The 16,113-nt window shown below is 72.4% G+C and carries 13 protein-coding genes and 1 pseudogene; 6 read left to right on the forward strand and 8 right to left on the reverse strand.

Translation table 11 applies throughout. The features are described 5' to 3' along the window. Positions 1-13: 13 nt before the first annotated feature. The 6 genes from FNX44_RS13370 to FNX44_RS13395 all read right to left on the reverse strand — a co-directional run bounded on the left by FNX44_RS13370 (position 14) and on the right by FNX44_RS13395 (position 4,590). Positions 14-1,018 (reverse strand): DUF6895 family protein, encoded by a 1,005-nt coding sequence (locus FNX44_RS13370; protein ID WP_143648327.1) that lies wholly within the window; start codon positions 1,016-1,018, stop codon positions 14-16. After that, on the reverse strand, positions 1,015-2,070 hold the full coding sequence (locus FNX44_RS13375) for a DUF6895 family protein (RefSeq protein WP_181356367.1): 1,056 nt from the start codon (positions 2,068-2,070) through the stop codon (positions 1,015-1,017). Before FNX44_RS13375 ends, FNX44_RS13370 begins: the two co-directional genes overlap by 4 nt. After that, entirely contained in the window at positions 2,067-2,828 is a 762-nt protein-coding gene (locus tag FNX44_RS13380; RefSeq protein WP_143648329.1) for a hypothetical protein, read from the reverse strand. Before FNX44_RS13380 ends, FNX44_RS13375 begins: the two co-directional genes overlap by 4 nt. 16 nt (positions 2,829-2,844) lie before the next feature. After that, complete coding sequence (locus FNX44_RS13385) at positions 2,845-3,024, reverse strand: hypothetical protein (protein ID WP_143648331.1); 180 nt, start codon at positions 3,022-3,024, stop codon at positions 2,845-2,847. A gap of 105 nt (positions 3,025-3,129) precedes the next feature. Beyond that, on the reverse strand, positions 3,130-3,639 hold the full coding sequence (locus FNX44_RS13390; protein WP_143648333.1) for a peroxiredoxin: 510 nt from the start codon (positions 3,637-3,639) through the stop codon (positions 3,130-3,132). A 51-nt stretch (positions 3,640-3,690) separates the two neighbouring features. Beyond that, positions 3,691-4,590: a hypothetical protein gene (locus FNX44_RS13395; RefSeq protein WP_143648334.1), complete on the reverse strand. Its 900-nt coding sequence runs from the start codon at positions 4,588-4,590 to the stop codon at positions 3,691-3,693. A 128-nt stretch (positions 4,591-4,718) separates the two neighbouring features. On the opposite strand from FNX44_RS13395, the gene FNX44_RS13400 reads away from it, so the two are divergent. The 6 genes and pseudogenes from FNX44_RS13400 (at position 4,719) to recQ (ending at position 14,201) form a co-directional block, all read left to right on the forward strand. Then, complete coding sequence (locus FNX44_RS13400; RefSeq protein WP_323369330.1) at positions 4,719-5,969, forward strand: CapA family protein; 1,251 nt, start codon at positions 4,719-4,721, stop codon at positions 5,967-5,969. 186 nt (positions 5,970-6,155) lie between these two features. Next, a complete protein-coding gene (locus FNX44_RS13405; RefSeq protein WP_323369331.1) occupies positions 6,156-8,438 on the forward strand; it encodes a HAMP domain-containing protein in 2,283 nt (760 codons plus the stop codon). A 6-nt stretch (positions 8,439-8,444) separates the two neighbouring features. Continuing rightward, positions 8,445-9,642, forward strand: a pseudogene (gene pgsB / locus FNX44_RS29995) (poly-gamma-glutamate synthase PgsB); the annotation flags it as partial. A 691-nt stretch (positions 9,643-10,333) separates the two neighbouring features. Next, on the forward strand, positions 10,334-10,816 hold the full coding sequence (locus tag FNX44_RS13415; RefSeq protein ID WP_143648336.1) for a poly-gamma-glutamate biosynthesis protein PgsC/CapC: 483 nt from the start codon (positions 10,334-10,336) through the stop codon (positions 10,814-10,816). Positions 10,817-10,871: 55 nt separating this feature from the next. Continuing rightward, positions 10,872-11,957 carry a C40 family peptidase gene (locus FNX44_RS13420; protein WP_143648337.1) on the forward strand — a complete coding sequence of 362 codons (1,086 nt, stop codon included), beginning with the start codon at positions 10,872-10,874 and terminating at the stop codon, positions 11,955-11,957. 90 nt (positions 11,958-12,047) lie between these two features. Continuing rightward, complete coding sequence (gene recQ / locus FNX44_RS13425; RefSeq protein ID WP_228449868.1) at positions 12,048-14,201, forward strand: DNA helicase RecQ; 2,154 nt, start codon at positions 12,048-12,050, stop codon at positions 14,199-14,201. On the opposite strand, the gene FNX44_RS13430 is transcribed toward recQ, so the two are convergent. Together FNX44_RS13430 and FNX44_RS13435 are read right to left on the reverse strand one after the other, a co-directional pair. Then, a complete protein-coding gene (locus FNX44_RS13430) occupies positions 14,194-14,835 on the reverse strand; it encodes a phosphatase PAP2 family protein (RefSeq protein WP_143648338.1) in 642 nt (213 codons plus the stop codon). The genes recQ and FNX44_RS13430 overlap by 8 nt on opposite strands. Further along, positions 14,832-16,079 (reverse strand): MAB_1171c family putative transporter, encoded by a 1,248-nt coding sequence (locus FNX44_RS13435; protein ID WP_143648340.1) that lies wholly within the window; start codon positions 16,077-16,079, stop codon positions 14,832-14,834. Before FNX44_RS13435 ends, FNX44_RS13430 begins: the two co-directional genes overlap by 4 nt. Positions 16,080-16,113: the final 34 nt, after the last annotated feature.

The raw sequence follows: 16,113 nt of genomic DNA on the forward strand, positions 1-16,113 counted from the left end.
GACATCGGGCGGCTCATCCGGCCGGCTCCGTGCGGCGGCCGCCCATGGCGCGTGAGGTGGCGAGCACGGAGGCGAACGCGGCGACCAGGGTGGGGTGGTGGACGAGGTCGAACACGTCGTCCTCGTCTCCCTCCGGCATCCGGCCGTGTGCCGGCATGGCGCCGTCGGGGGCCTGCGCTTCGGCGAAGGAGTGCCAGACGCGGGTGTCGAGGGCGGGTTCGGGCAGGCAGGCGTCGACGACGAGGAGTTCGCCGAGCAGGTCCCAGTTGCCGACCTCCAGCCAGTCGTCGAGCCAGGCGGGGAGCCAGGCGTGGAGGTAGTCGGCGAGGTCGGGCGGGAGTCCGGTCGGGTTCTCGCCCCAGTCGGTGAGGTGGAAGACGGTGTGGGTGATGCCGTAGGCGAGGTTGAGTTCCACGGTCCACGGTTCGGGGGTGCGGCCCAGCCAGGTGCGGCGGGTGGCGACGTCGGCCGGCAGGCTCGGGGGGAGGCCGAGGCGGCGTTCGAACGCGGAGATGCCGAGCCGCCGCACGGGGGTGGCCTCCACCGCAGCCCAGCTGGCGAGCCGCTGGGAGTGGCGCAGGTGTTCTTCGAACTCCGGGTCGTGGTAACCGAGTTCACGGAAGGGGACGTAGATCTCGAAGGGGATCGGGGAGAGCGGTTCGCGGTCCTGCATCCACCGCAGCAGTCGGCCGCCCTCCAGGTGGTCGCGCCAGGCGGCGTCGAGGAGTTGGCGGGCGAGCGCGGCCTGGCGGGAACCGGCGACGCCTTCCCGGAAGAGCACCTTGCCGATGATGGCCAGTTCGCCGATGGGCTTGAGCCGGTCCTTGACCTCCCATTCGGCCGCGGGTCCGGGCGCCTGCCACTCGTCGGACGGGTCGGACGGTCTCCGTTCGCCGGCCGGCGGGCCGGGGTCGCGGCGCGGGCGGAAGCCGTCGCGGTGGCGGTGCAGCCAGTCGACGGCCCGGGCGCCGACCTGGTGCAGCAGCGCGACGGGGGCGGTCGTGGTGGCCGTGGTCATCGGTGGGCTCCCGCGTGGGCTGGGTGTCCTGGGTGTCCTGGGTGGGCGTCTCGGTGCGCGCTCTCCGACGGCCGCGATCTGGTCGTGCTCGCCGCGGTCAGGGCGGCGGCGAACGCGGCGGCCAGCGTCGAGTGGTAGCGGTGTGCGAAGGCGTCCGGCGGTTCCGCTCCGACCTCGTGGAGCGAGCCGTCGGGGGCGCGCCGCCCGGCGACCTCCCGCCACACCGGGAGGTGGCGGTCGGGCGGGTAGGGCTCCGGGAGGCTCGCGCCGACGGCCAGCAGTTCGCAGCCGAGGTCCCACTGCTGGTCCTCCAGGCAGCTGTCCAGCCAGCAGGGCAGCCAGTGGTGCAGGTAGGTGTCGAGGTCGGCGGGCACACCGGCCGGGCGGGCGCCCCAGTCGGTGAGGTGGAAGACGGTGTGGGTGAGCGCGTAGCCGGCGGTGACGTCGAACGTCCAGGGTTCGGGGAGTGCGCCGAGCCAGGTGCGGCGCAGCGCCTCGGTGGGGTCGTCGTGGCTCGGCAGTCGTGCCTGGTGTTCGGCGGCGAGGACACCGAGCCGGCGGTTGGGCTGCTGTTCGGTGGACGCCCAGGCGCGGGTGCGGACGAGCGTTCCGGTGAATTCCTCGAAGTGTTCGTCGCGGAGTCCCGCCGAGGCGAACGCCGCGTAGATCTCCAGCGGATATGTGGCGTGGGGTTCGAGCCGCGCGAGTTCGCGCAGTACGCGCCCTTCGCCGATTTCCGACCAGGTGAAGTCGAGGAGTTCGCGGGCGATTTCGGCGAGTTGCCGCCAGTGCGGGTCGTCGTGGTGGTCGGCGACGGTGTGTGCGGCCCGCGTGATGGACGTGGAGAGGCGGGCCAGTTCGCCGAGCGGTTTCATCGACCAGTTGAGGTCGGTGTGGGTTTCGAGCACGTCCGGCGGGAGCGCGAAACGGTCGCGGTGCGCCGTCACCCACTCCAGAGCGCCGCGCACGATGTCGGCGAGCGCGGCGTGGCCCTCCTCGTGCGCCATGGCGGGCTCGGTCTGCGCCGTGGGAGCGTCGGCGTGTGCGGTCATCCGGCCGCTCCCGCGCGCAGGAGCTGCGCCGCGTGGGCGTGCAGGGCCACCCGCGGGTCGGCGCCGCCCATGCGCAGGACGAACTCCAGGCCGGTCTCGAGTCCGAGCGTCGCCGGTACCGGGGTGGCATCGGAGTCGAGGACGGCGAGCCAGCGGCCGGCGCCGGCGGCCTGCAGCCAGTCGCGGCGGCGTACGGCGCGGACGAAGCCGCGGGCGAGATCGAGGGTCCGGGGCGCGGCGGCGGCCACGACCGGGGACGGGCCGGTCACCGCGGGCGGGACGGCGAGCGCGCCCAGTACCGCGAGTTGGTGGGTCAGCTCCTGCCAGGTGAGCCGGGACAGCCAGGCGGTGTCGGGTTCACCTCCGACGGGTTCACCTCCGACGGGTTCACCTCCGACGGGTTCGGCTCCGACCGGTTCGGCTGCGACGGGTCGAGGCGCGGCGGCCGCGGGGTCGTGTCGCCGCAGTGCGTCACGCATCGCCCAGTGGCTCCACTCCGTGGAGACCGAGGCGTCGCCGCCGGGCGGGAACGTCCGGACGGCCTCCCGGACGAGCTGGAGGTCGCTCGGCGCCGGGGGGTGTCGGTGCAGGGTGCTGGGCAGCAGCACGTCGGCGCCGAGGACGCGTACCGCGGCGACGCCGAGTTCGGCGTCCGGCCCCTGCCCGTTGGGAGAGACGACGGCCCGGTGGCCTCCGTCCCGCAGGACGGAGACCACCTCGGAGGCCAGGTCGCACACAGCACCCGACAGATTTCTCATCTGTGCGCGCCCCGCGTCACTTCTTGGGCCGTGGCGTGGGCGGCGACAGCAGCGCCGCACCGGCGACCAGCAGCAGCCCCAGGCATTCCCGGGTGTCCCGGTAGAAGCCCTCTGCCTCTCCCGGATTGAGAGCCGCCTCGACTTCTGTTTCGAGCGACTTCTGAAGGTCCCCGGTCTCGGGCTTCAGAGTGGACATGGAATCATCCCCCTAAGGGACTACGATTTCACTGACATATTCCAGTGGAACGCAGCCCCGAGAGGGTCGCAACCGCAGCCGGAAGTACGGGAATCAACAGAACTCTCAGCGTTCGGAAAACGCGGCGAGCTGTTCGGTGAGCTTGTCGGGCGACTGGAAGGTGGCGCCGAGCAGGGCGACGTGCTTCCAGTGCAGCGTGCCGTCCGGAGCGATGAGGAAGACCGAGCGGCGCAGTCCGATGCCGGGGGCGGCGACGCCGAACGCCCGGGCCACCGCGCGGTCCTGATCGGCCAGCAACGGCATCCGCAGGCCGTGGCGGCGGGCGAACTCCTCATGGCTGTCGACGCTCTGCGGGCTGATGCCCCACACGTCGGCCCCGAGCTCGGTGAACGCCTCCAGCCCACTGGAGTAGGAGCACAACTGCTTGGTGCACACGGGGGTGTTGTCGCCGGGATAGAAGGCGAGGACCAGCGGTCGGCCGCGGTGGTCGGCGGTGGAGTACTCGCGGCGCTCGAAGGGTCCGGCGTCGCCGCCGTCCGGGGCGGCGCCACTCAGGACGCCGCCGGGCAGAGTGAAGTCGCGGACGGGCTCGCCGACTCGGGGCGTGTGTGCCATCGCGTTCCTCCTGGAGAGGTGGGTGTGGCCGGTCGGCCACGTGTCCGCACCCTATGCGGGCGCCGCGACCTTCGGACCGGTGCTCGCACCCGCCTTCGCACCCGACCGCGCCCCGGCCTTCGCCCACTTCTCGGCGACGCGGCTCAGTTCGGCGACCGCGCGGCGGCTCAGCTCCTCGTCGGCGCGGACGTCGCGGTTGAACTCCAGGTGCAGGAAGGGGACTTCCGCCTCGGATGCCTGGCGGCCCTGCTTGTTGGTCCGGCCTTCGAGCACACACCGGGAACGCCAGGCCCGGCACGTCCGGAAACCGGCAGCCGCGAGGCCGTCGGCCAGTTCCCGGGCCTCGGGCAGCGCGTGGTCCCCTGCTCCGGTGGAGACGACCACGTGGCGACCGGGCACGGTCTTGTTGGCGAAGCCGTGGAGCTGGAGCCCGGGCAGGCCGCGTGCCACGAGTTCCCGGGTGACCTCGTGGAAGACGGTGTCGCTCCGGTGCGCGACGTCGGCATCGCCGCGCTCGCCGGCCCTGCGGTGGGCACCGGCGAGCACAAGCACGCCGCCGGGGGCGCCGCGCAGGGTGTCGACGCCGAGTCGTTCGCTGTCGAGGTCGGCGATCGGATGGGGGATCTGCACCGACCAGCGGGCGGGTCCGTCGAGCGCCACGTAGACGCGTCCCCAGCCGCGTACGTACTCGCCGGCGCCGTCGGAGACCTCGGCGTACCGGCGGCCGTCGGCTTCGTCGGTCAGGACGCGCAGCCGGTAGTCGGCCTCGGCCAGCCGCTCGCGGGCGGGCGCGAGGCGGCCGTCGAGCAGCAGTCCGACGCCGGACGCGACCGTGCGGCGCTCGGCCTCCTCGGGGGCCCGGTAGCCGGTGTCCCGACCGATGCCGTCGACATAGCGCAGGACGTGCGCCCGGAGGTCCACCTGACCGGCCGGCGTGGGCACGGACTCCACGGAAGCCCTCCGTCCGGACGTGAAGAGCGTCACGAAAACGGCCGCGATCATGCCCGCTACCAGCAGAATTATCAAAGTTGTGATCATTTTTGGGAACCGAACGCTCATTGTCGTAGCAAGATACCCGGGTGAACAGACGTGCCCCCCTCCGACGTGCGACCATCGCCGCCACCCTCGCTCTGCTCCTGCCGGCGACCGGCTGCGGAGCACTCGGGGACGACGCGCCCGAGGGGGACGTCACCTTCACCGTCGCCGCCGCCGGCGACATCCTGATCCACCCGCAGCTGACCGAGCAGGCGCAGGCCGACGCCGCCGCCGCCGGCCAGAAGGGCGAGGACGCGATCGACTTCCGGCCGATCATGGCCGGCGTCAAGCCCGTCATCAGCAAGGCCGATCTGGCGATATGCCACCTGGAGCCGGTACTCGGCAAGCCCGCGGGCCCCTTCGAGAGCTATCCGGACTTCCTCGTGCCGCCGCAGATCGCCACCGCGATCAAGGACGTCGGCTACGACACCTGCTCCACGGCCTCCAACCACACCCTCGACCACGGCCCCAAGGGCGTGCACCGCACCCTGGACGTCCTGGACGAGGTCGGCATCAAGCACACCGGCTCGGCCCGCAGTCAGAAGGAGGCCGACACCCCGCTCATCGTGGACGTGAAGGGCGTGAAGGTCGCGCAGATCGCCTTCTCCTTCGGGTTCAACGGGCGTGAGGTGCCGGAGGACCAGCCCTGGCTGGCCAACAAGACGTCCTTCAAGGCGATCGCCGCCGCCGAACGGGCCGCCCGCGCCGCCGGCGCCGAGGTGGTGATCCTCAGCATCCACTGGGGGCGGGAGAACCGCGCCAACCCCAGCGGCTCCCAGATCCAGCTCGCCCGCCGCATCGCCGACAAGACCGGCATCAACCTGGTCATCGGCCATCACTCGCACGTCGTGCAGCCCATGGAGAAGGTGAACGGCACCTGGGTCGCCTACAGCCTGGGCAACCAGATCGCCCGCCACGACATCCCGACCGGGCTGACCGAGGAGGGCGCGATCGGCTGGTTCGAGTTCACCCGTCGCGGCGGGAACTGGGACGTCCAGGCCCGTTACGTGCCCACGCTCGTCGAGGTCCCCGGCGAGGAGTTCGACGTACCCGAGCACGACCCCAGCTACGACCTCGACGCCGCCGAGAACGCCGACGACGCGGCACCCGCCCCGGGCTCGTCCCCCGAGCGCGAGCACCGGCTCGTCGACGTCGCCGCGGCGCTGCGCTCCGACGGCAAGCTCGACGACGAGCAGCGCGCCCGCTACCGGCTGGCGTTCCAGCGGACCGAGGGGACCATGCTCAACCGGGGAGCGGCCAGGGACGGCCTGAAGCCACTCCAGGGGCTGCCGTGAGCGCCGGCCCGTGAACCGCGCGGGCGCCCACGCGCGGCGCCCGGCTTCGTGAACTGGGCCACACCCGCGCCCGAACGCACAACCAACACGTGAGCGAGCGGGTCGAACACGTTCGACACCGCACGACCCCGGTCCCGTCGACCAGCTGGACCGGCCGAAACACCAGGTAGAAGAGGGAGCACGAAGGTGGCCGCTTCGCAGTCGAAGCGGCGGCACAAGGCCCGCAGACGGGCCGACATGTCGCTTCTTGGGGGAATCCGTCCACCGATCGCGGTGTTCGCGACGCTGCTGCTCGCGCTGGCCGGCGTCACCGCGCTGGGACTGGGTTCCGTGAAGCACAAGGCGCTCCCCGAGGCCGTGCTCACCTCGCAGCAGCACTTCGCGGAGGACGGCGCCGTCGCCCTGCGGGCCTCGCTCGACGAGGGCGTCACCGACCTCCGCCGCGTCGCCGGCATGTTCAGCGCCGGGGCGCCGGCCTCACCCGACACCGTGCTCGACAAGGTGGGCAGCACCTACCAGAAGTGGCGGGGCACCGCCGTCATCGAGATCGAGTCCGGCAAGCTCCTGGCGGCGCGCGGCGAGAACGTGCCCTTCCGAGCCATCGACCGCACCAAGCTCGGCGAGCCGGACGGCCTGGCCCCCCGGATGATCCGGCTGGCCAACGGCGAGACCCGGCTCATGTCCTTCGCGCTGCTGACCTGGGACGACAAGCCGCAGCAGTTGCTCGTGGCGACCAACAGCCTGCGCTTCCCCGGCATCAGCCTCGGCAAGTTCCGGGCCATCGCCGTCGTCGACTCCGAGGGCACCATCCTCAGCAGCGACGGCATCCCCGAGCCCGAGCAGGTGCTCACGGACCTCCAGCGGGACGAGGTCAAGGAGTCCAACCGCCAGCTGAAGGTGTTCGCCGAGCAGGCGGTGAAGGACAACAACCGGCACCCGCAGACCACCAAGGAACCCGGCAGCGGCGGCTTCCTCGGCATCAGCGGCAGCATCGTCGGCGACACCTTCCGCGGTGACCGCTCGGTCGCCGGGTACGCCACCCTCGCGCCGCCGAAGGCGGGCCCCGGCACCATCGCCACCGGTCTGGGCCTGACCGTCGTCGCCATGGTGAAGGTCATGGAGGACCCGACCAGCAGCATCAACCCGCTCTACGGCCTCGTCGCCGCCGGCGCGCTGCTGCTGATCGGCGCCCTGGTGGTCGCCGTGCTGATGGGCACCGTGCAGCGGCCGCTGCTGAAACTCTTCCTGGAGAGCCGCCGACTGGCCCGCGGTGACCTGCGCCGCCCGGTGACGGTGCCGCCGTACGGCGAGACGGCCCGCATCGGGCAGGCGCTGGAGCGGCTGCGCGTCCAGCTCGGCGGTGAACCGGCCGACACCCGGCCGACCTCCCGGCTGCGCCGCAGGCTCGGCGCGAGTCTGCTGATCGTGCTCTGCGCGGCACTGGTCCTGTCCTGGGCGGCGCCGGTCGCCCTGCTCGTCAACCGGGCCGGCAACACGGTGGTCATCCCCCAGCAGCTCGTCGACGACCAGCGCGAGCGCACCGACACCATCAGCGACCGGGTGCGCCGCTCGCTCAACGAGGGCCACGCCGACCTCACCTCCGTCGGGCGGCTGATCGGCGACGAGACCGACCCGAAGGACATGCGGGCGGTGCTGGAGCGCACGGCCTACGAGCACAAGCGCTACCGCTCGCTGTACGTCCTCGACGGCAAGGGCGAGGTGATCGTCCAGACCGGCCACAAGCCCCGCCACCCCGGTGGCCAGGCACCCTCCGAGGAGCCGATCGCCATGCTCGGCGAGGGCGGCAAGGAGCCGATCGTCGCCGGCTACGCCGAGATCCCCGGACGGGGCGGCGCCGCCATCGTCGGCGAGTTCCGCACCGACTTCCTGAACTCGCTGCTCAAGCGCCCGGGCCTCGGCCAGGTGCGGGTGGTGGACGCCGAACGCCGGGTGATCGGCGGCAACAACGGCTTCCTCCCCTTCAAGAAGCTGCCGAACAAGCAGCTGGACGCGCTCGCCCAGGGCAGCGCGCAGAAGGTCGGCATGTACCCGCGGCCGAGCGGTGTGCAGTTCCGCGACGGCGACGACGTGCAGCTCGCCGCCGCCGCGCCGTTCAGCGGCGGCGGCCCGGCCAAGTCGCTCGGCTGGAGCGTGGTGAGCTGGCAGAAGCCGAACGGCATGGCGATCCCGGCCTACGTGCTGCAGAACCGGACCGTCCTCGCCGGGCTGCTCGCGCTGACCGCCGCCGCGGCCTGCCTCGGCTGGCTGCACATCATCGTCGCCAAGCCGCTGCGGGCGCTCACCGGTCAGGCGGAGGCGCTGGCCGACGGCGACCGGCGCACGGTCCTCTTCCCCCGGCACCACGACGAGGTCGGCGCCGTGGCCCGAAGTCTGGAACTCGTCCGGCAGGCGCTGCAGGACCGGCAGAGGCGGGACGGCGCCCAGGCCGTACCGGCCGGAAGGAACTGATCACCCGTGCTCTTCCTCTACTCGGTTCTGGTGGTGTGCTGCGGCATCCTGCTGGTCGCCGGTGTCATCGAGCAGCGCCGGCACTTCGCCAACCTGGAGCGCATACCCACGCGGGTGCTGGTCAACGGCATCCGCGGCAAGAGCTCCATCACCCGGCTGTGCGCCGGCGCCCTGCGCGGCGGCGACCTGGTCACGGTCGCCAAGACGACGGGTACCGCCGCCCGCTTCATCCACCCCGACGCCACCGAGGAACCGGTCTACCGGAAGTTCGGCATCGCGAACGTCGTCGAGCAGATCGGCATCGTCCGCCGGGCCGCCGCCTACAACCCGCAGGTGCTGGTGATCGAGTGCATGGCGGTCATGCCGGCACTCCAGGAGATCAACCAGAGCAAGCTCATCCGCTCGACGATCGGCGTGCTGTGCAACGTCCGTGAGGACCACCTGGAGGAGATGGGCCCCACCCTCGACGACGTGGCCCGCTCGCTGAGCCGGTCCATGCCCGAGGGCGGCATCTGCGTGACCGCCGAGAGCGACCGCTTCCACATCCTCCAGGAGGAGGCCGACGCCCGCGACTGCCGGCTCGTCTACGCCGACCCCGAGATGGTCACCGACGAGGAGCTGCGCGGCTTCAGCTGGTTCACCTTCAAGGAGAACGTCGCCATCGCGCTCACGGTCGCCGAGCTGCTGGGTGTGGACCGGCAGACCGCGCTCCAGGGCATGTACGACGCGCCGCCGGACCCGGGCGTGCTGTCCGTCGAGCGGTACCGCACCCCGGAGGGCAAGCGGCTGCGGTTCGCCAACGTGTTCGCGGCGAACGACCCCGAGTCCACGTTGATGAACATCAACCAGCTGCTGGACCTGGGCGCCGTGCGACGGCCGCTGAACGTGGTCATCAACTGCCGCCCCGACCGCGTCGAGCGAAACGGTCAGATGGGCGCGATCATCCCCGACCTGGAGCCCGACACGGTCTTCCTGATCGGCCACCCGACCAAGAGCGCGCTCGACGCGATGCCGGCCGAGTGGCGCCCGCGCGCCGTCGACCTCGGCGGCGACCGGCGGGACCCCGAGGAGTTCATGGCCGAACTGCTGGGCCGGCTGGGGCCGGAGACCTCGCTGGTGGCCATCGGCAACATCCACGGCCAGGGCGAGCACCTGCTGGAGCACCTGGCCGAACTGCCCGCCGACGAGGAGCCGGACGCCGACGGGGACGGCCCCGCCGGCGGCGCCGCGCACGCCGGGGCGGCGCCCGCCCCGGCGCACCTCGACCAGCCGGCGCACGCCCCGGCGGACGCCGAGGCGACGGCGCCGCACGCCGTGTACATCCCGCAGCCCGCGCAGCCGCAGGCCGGATACGCCGACGCCGACTCGCACGGCACGCACCCCACGCACGGCGGACCCGGCGGACCCGGCGACCACGGCGGGCAAGGCGGGCACGGCGGGCACGCGGCCCCCCAGGAGCATCCCGGCCAGGTCCAGCAGCCCGCTTCCCGGCAGCCCTTCCAGCCGTACCGGGACCCCTACGCGCCCTACCCGGACATCCACGACATCCGGGCGGCCGAGCGCTCCCGGCCCAGCTGGGCACTGCCGCCGGATCAGGAGCCCCCGCACCCCGGCCAGGTCGAGCCGCCCGGCCAGGTCCAGCCACTAGGCCGGGCACACCAGACCGGACAGCTCCACCCGGCCCAGCAGCAGACCGGACAGTTCCCGCAGCCCGGCCACGCGCCGGGAGAGCAGGGCGACGGTCCGCCGGCGCCCTGGCCTGACGCCCGGCCGCCCCGCCCGCTGCCCGCCCAGCGGGCACCCCGGGATCCGTCGGGGCAGCCGCCGCGACACCCCGCCCAGCAGCCCGAAGCGCCCGAACAGCCAGAACCCAGGCACAGCCCAGGAGACCACCGTTGATCCCCGCCGTCCTCACCCCAGAGATCGCCGCGATCGGCATCGCGCTCGGCCTGGTGTTCTCCCTGGTCTGCTATCTGACGACCAACCTCTCCCCCGGCGGCATGATCACCCCGGGGTGGCTCGCGCTGACGCTGGTGGAGGACCTCCAGCACGCCGCGATGGTCCTCGGCGTCACCGTCCTCACCTACGTCTGCACGCTCGGCGTGCAGCGTGTGGTGATCCTCTACGGCAAGCGCCTGTTCGCGACGGTCGTGCTGATCGGCGTGGTCCTGCAGGGCGCGCTGACGATCGTGCTCCAGCAGGAGTTCCCGCTGCTGTACAGCAACCAGACCCTCGGGTTCATCGTCCCCGGCCTCATCGCGTACCAGCTCGTCCGGCAGCCGAAGGGCGCCACGATCCTCGCGACCGGCTCGGTGACCCTCATGACCTACGTCGTCCTCACCGCGGGCATCCTGCTCGGCCTCATGCCGACCGCCTGATCCCGCGCCCGTACCGACCCCGCCGAACGACCGGAAGCGACTGGAGCCGATAAGCATGAGCGCCCCGACCAAGCGCAAGTCCCGACCGATCCTGCACGCCGCGACCGTCCTCGCTCTGCTGGCGGGAAGCGCCTACCTGACGGTGGCGCTCCGCGACCAGGAACAGGCAAAGGCACCCGCGGTGCAGGCCGTCACCGACGTCGCCAACCTGAAGTCGTCCAACGCCGCCCGAGAGACCGGCGAGCGGGTCTGGGAGCGGCTGGACAACCCGGCGCGCTCGGTCCTCCGCGACGGCGACGGCGCCGTGCTGGCCACCTTCACCGACGGCGCCCGGACCGCCACCCTCACCGGCCCCAGCCGCACGTTCACCGAACCGGCGAACACCAAGTCCCGGGTCGTCACCGAGAACTGGGTGCGGTTCATGCCCGAGCCGTGGACCAAGGGCGCCGAGAAGGAGAAGTGGTTCAAGGACTGGTTCAACGAGTACTTCGGCAGCGAGGAGGACGACATCTTCGCGATCGCCTTCCAGTACACGCCCGGCGCTCCGGTCAAGGTGGACGACGAGGGCATCAAGTACGCCGGCGACGCCGAGTTCGGCCCGTTGAACCCCGAGGGCTCGGAGGGCAACGACCTCCGTCTCGAGCAGTCCGACTTCTACGACTACCTGGGCATCCCGTACACCTTCCGGGACGGCACCACCATGCAGCCGGAGTCGATGCGCTACCGCGCGATGGACTGCTCCGGTTTCATCCGCACGGTGCTCGGGTATCGGGCCCGCTACCCGCTGATGGCCAACGACAACGCGGGTGACGGCCTGCCGCGCACCGCCAACGGCATGGCGCGCTCCTCCCTCGGAGCCGACATCATCCCGCTGACGGGCAAGGGGCCGCGCTACGACCGGCCGAAGTCGATCGACGTGCTCCAGCCCGGCGACCTGGTGTTCTTCTGGCTGGACGCGCGCACGGGCGAGCGTCTGGACCACGTCGGCATCTACCTCGGTCCGGACACCGACGGGGCGAAGATCTTCATCTCCAGCCGGGAAGAGGTCAACGGCCCGACCATCGGCGACAAGGGCGGCGCCTCCCGCCTCGACGGCAACGGCTACTACGCGACCGCCCTGCGCAGCGCCAAGCGCCTCTGACCCGCCCGGGCCCCGCCCCGAGCCGTCCGGGACCATGCAAAACGGCCGGAACGGTTCGGGGTGTCGGTGGCGGCCCCTAGCATTGCGGGCATGGGTTCTGTGGCTTCCTCTACGCCTGGTGACGGCTCCTCGACGCGCGGTGACGGCATCGGTGTGCCCGGCCCCGCCGCACCCTGGGAGTCGGAGTCGTACGTTCCGCAGGAGCCGCCCTACGACCCGTACGACGAACCGTACGAGCCGCCGCCCCACGACGCCCACGGCGACCCGTACGCCGCTCCCGAGCCGTCCCACGAGGGGCCGACGCCCGAGGACGTCGCCTGGGCCGACGAGAGCGCCGGCGGTGGCGGATCGGCGTCCCGGGACCCGGCCGAGGTGCTGCGCCGGGTCTTCGGCTACGACGAGTTCCGGGGCGAGCAGCGGGAGATCGTCGAGCACGTGATCGGCGGCGGCGACGCGCTGGTGCTGATGCCGACGGGCGGCGGCAAGTCGCTCTGCTACCAGATCCCGGCCCTGGTGCGGGACGGCGTCGGCGTGGTGATCTCCCCGCTGATCGCGCTCATGCAGGACCAGGTGGACGCGCTGCGGGCGCTCGGCGTCCGCGCCGGCTTTCTGAACTCCACCCAGGACGTCGACGAACAGCGCCTGGTCCAGGCGGAGTTCGTCGCCGGTCGACTGGACGTGCTGTACCTGGCGCCGGAGCGGCTGCGCAACGAGGCCACGCTGCGGCTGCTGGACCGGGGCCGCGTCTCGCTCTTCGCGATCGACGAGGCGCACTGCGTCGCGCAGTGGGGCCACGACTTCCGCCCCGACTACCTGATGCTCTCCCAGCTGCACGAGCGCTGGCCGGACGTGCCCAGGATCGCGCTGACCGCGACGGCCACGGAGGCCACCCGCCAGGAGATCGCCACCCGGCTCGACCTGACCGCCGCGCGGCACTTCGTGGCGAGCTTCGACCGGCCGAACATCCAGTACCGCATCGCCGGCAAGGTCGAGCCGCGCAAGCAGCTGCTCGAGCTGCTGCGCGGGGAGCACAAGGGCGACGCGGGCATCGTCTACTGCCTGTCGCGGGCGTCGGTGGAGAAGACGGCGGGCTTCCTCACCGAGCAGGGCGTGGAGGCCCTGCCCTACCACGCGGGCCTCGACCCGCGGACCCGTGCCGCCCACCAGTCGCGCTTCCTGCGGGAGGACGGTCTGGTGATGGTGGCGACGATCGCCTTCGGCATGGGCATCGACAAGCCCGACGTGCGCTTTGTCGCGCATCTGGACCTGCCGAAGTCGGTGGAGGGCTACTACCAGGAGACGGGCCGGGCCGGGCGTGACGGCCTGCCGTCGACGGCCTGGCTGGCGTACGGCCTGCAGGACGTCGTCCAGCAGCGCAAGATGATCAACGGCTCGGAGGGCGACGCCGCGCACCGGCGGCGGCTCGTGGCGCATCTGGACGCCATGCTGGCGCTGTGCGAGACGGTGGAGTGCCGCCGGGCGCGGCTGCTCGCCTACTTCGGCCAGTCGGCGTCCGAGTCCTGCGGCAACTGCGACACCTGCCTTGCACCGCCGGAGACCTGGGACGGCACGGTGGCCGCCCAGAAGATCCTGTCGACCGTCGTCCGGTTGAAGCGGGAGCGGAACCAGAAGTTCGGCGCGGGGCAGATCATCGACATCCTGCTGGGCAGGAAGACGGCGAAGGTCATCCAGTTCGACCACGACCGGCTCAGCGTGTTCGGCATCGGCACGGAGCTGAAGGAGGCCGAGTGGCGCGGCGTACTGCGGCAGCTGCTCGCGCAGGGCCTCATCGGCGTCGAGGGCGAGTACGGCACGCTGGTGCTGACCGAGGGCAGCGACGAGGTGCTGCGCGGCCGTCGGCAGGTGCCGCTGCGGCGTGACCCGGTCCGGGCCAAGCCGGCGCGCGCCGCCCGCGCGGACTCCTCGCGCCGCTCCGGCGCGCCTGCCGACCTGCCGCCGGAGCTGGAGCCGCTGTTCGAGCGGCTGCGTGCGTGGCGCGCGGAGGCCGCCCGGGAGCAGGGCATCCCGGCGTACATGGTCTTCCACGACGCCACGCTGCGGCAGATGGCGGTCAGCGGACCGACGACGCTGGAGGAGCTGAGCGGGATCAGCGGCGTGGGAGAGAACAAGCTGGCCAAGTACGGCGAGGGCATCCTGGCCGTACTGGCCGCCGAACCCGCGGACGCCACCCCCGACGAGGACGCCACCTCCGACGAGGACGCCGCCGCGCCGGGCGTCAGCTGAGCAGGGTGAAGGTGACGCCGGCGACCAGCGCGCCGAGCGCGGTGCCGGCCAGCACCTGCGCCGTGGTGTGGTCGCGCAGCGCCACCCGGGACCAGCCCACCAGCGGCACCAGCAGGGCCGCGGCCCACAGCCAGGGCCCGTAGACGAGGGCGAGCATCAGCACGCTCCCGGCGGAGACGGCGGCGTGCACCGACACCTTCCAGACGACGGTGATCGCCATGAGGACCACCAGCGTGGCCACCATCGCGGCGATCAGCGCCGTCATCTGGGAGGGGGCGCCGAGCAGTCGCATCAGCAGCGTCCCCGTGAGCACGGACGTGATGATGAAGACCATCACCACCAGCCGCTGGCGGCGCACCCCCACGTGGCGGTCGGCCCAGCGACCGCGCCGGATGCCGTACCGGATGAACAGCACCGGCAGCACCGCCGCGAAGAACGCGCCGAACGCCCCCCAGCCGACGCCGGCCGGCCCGTCGACGCGCCACCCGACGAGGAGGGTGAGCGCGATGATCCAGTTCTTCGGTTCCAGACCGTCGGTGACACGGCGGGCGAACGTCGCCGTCCGCGTGGCGTCGGACGGCTCGGCGACCTCGGCCGGGGCGGCGGGGGCCGGTCGATGGCTGTCGGTGGTCACGGGTTCTCGCTTTCCACGGGGCCGGCGGCCCGCGCCGGGGCCGCGCTGACAAAAGCGCGCACGGTCTCGCTCTGCCGGGCCTCGTCCAGCAGGCAGAGCCAGCGGGCCTCGGAGTCGAGATCGCCGAGCGCGCCGATCACCGGCTCGTCGTCGGCCGCCTCGGCGCGGCCCGTCGGTTCCTCCCGCCGTTCGGCGTCGCGCCCGGCGTCGTACGGCGGTCGGCCGGCGAGCTTGGCGTTGCGGGCGGTCTCCACCCAGCAGGCGTCCGCCAGGGCCCGCAGCCGCTCCCCCTCGGCGCCGCTGCGCTCGGCGGTCCGCCAGGCGGCGTCGCGCAGACCGTCGTCGGTGTAGGGCTGGAGCGCGAGGATGGCGTCCCGGATCTCCACGACCCGGCGGTGCAGCCGCAGCCGCATCTCGCCTCGGCGCAGCTCCTCGTCGAGGACGACCTCGGGGACGGCCTCGGTCAGCTCTGTCCACAGGCGGCGGAGGCGGCTCAGATGGCGCGCCTGCCGCAGCCCGCGCCAGCCGATGCCCCAGGCGGGGATGGCGGTGCCCAGGAGGATCAGCAGGATCGCGGCGTGTTTGAGCAGGTCGGTGGTGTCGGTGACCACCGGGTCCTCGGTCTCCCCGGCCACGCCGACCAACCGCAGCAGCAGATAGCCGACGCGCAGCATCGCGTAGAGCACCCCGGCGGCGGTTCCGGCACCGAGAAGTCGCAGCCCGGTGCGCAGCCAGCCGGCCTCGGCCTGTCGGGCGGCGCCCAGGAAGAGCGAGGTGGCGACGGCCATCGCGGTGCCCAGGTAGGCGTACCAGACGAGCAGGTAGGCGGTGGCGGCCGGGGAGCCGGCGTGGGTCTCGTAGAAGCGCTCGGCGGCGACGTCACGCGGGACGACGGCGAAGAGCACGGTGAGCGCGAGGAGAGTGCCGAGGGCGGCACCGAAGCGGAGGCGGACGCCCTGCCGGGAGCCGGGCCTGGTGATGCCGAAGACGAACTCCAGCAGGGCCGCGGCGGCGATGATGCCGAAGAAGTGCTTGCAGAGCGTCGAGAGGTTGTTGACGCCGGTGCCCTCGTCGATGGCGTGCATGACGGCGGGCAGCCGCAGGGTCATGGAGACGGTGAGCGCGGCGAAGGTCAGCCACAGCATGCGCTGCCCGGGCGCGCGCCAGGCGGCGGGGGCCCGCCACAGGACCATTCCCCACAGCAGGGCGAGGACGCCGTACTCCACTATGTGTCGGGTTTCCACGTCTTCTCACCTGGTCGGGGTGGGGCGCCCGGGG

The organism is Streptomyces alkaliterrae (genome assembly GCF_007097205.2).
Lineage (GTDB): Bacteria > Actinomycetota > Actinomycetes > Streptomycetales > Streptomycetaceae > Streptomyces > Streptomyces alkaliterrae.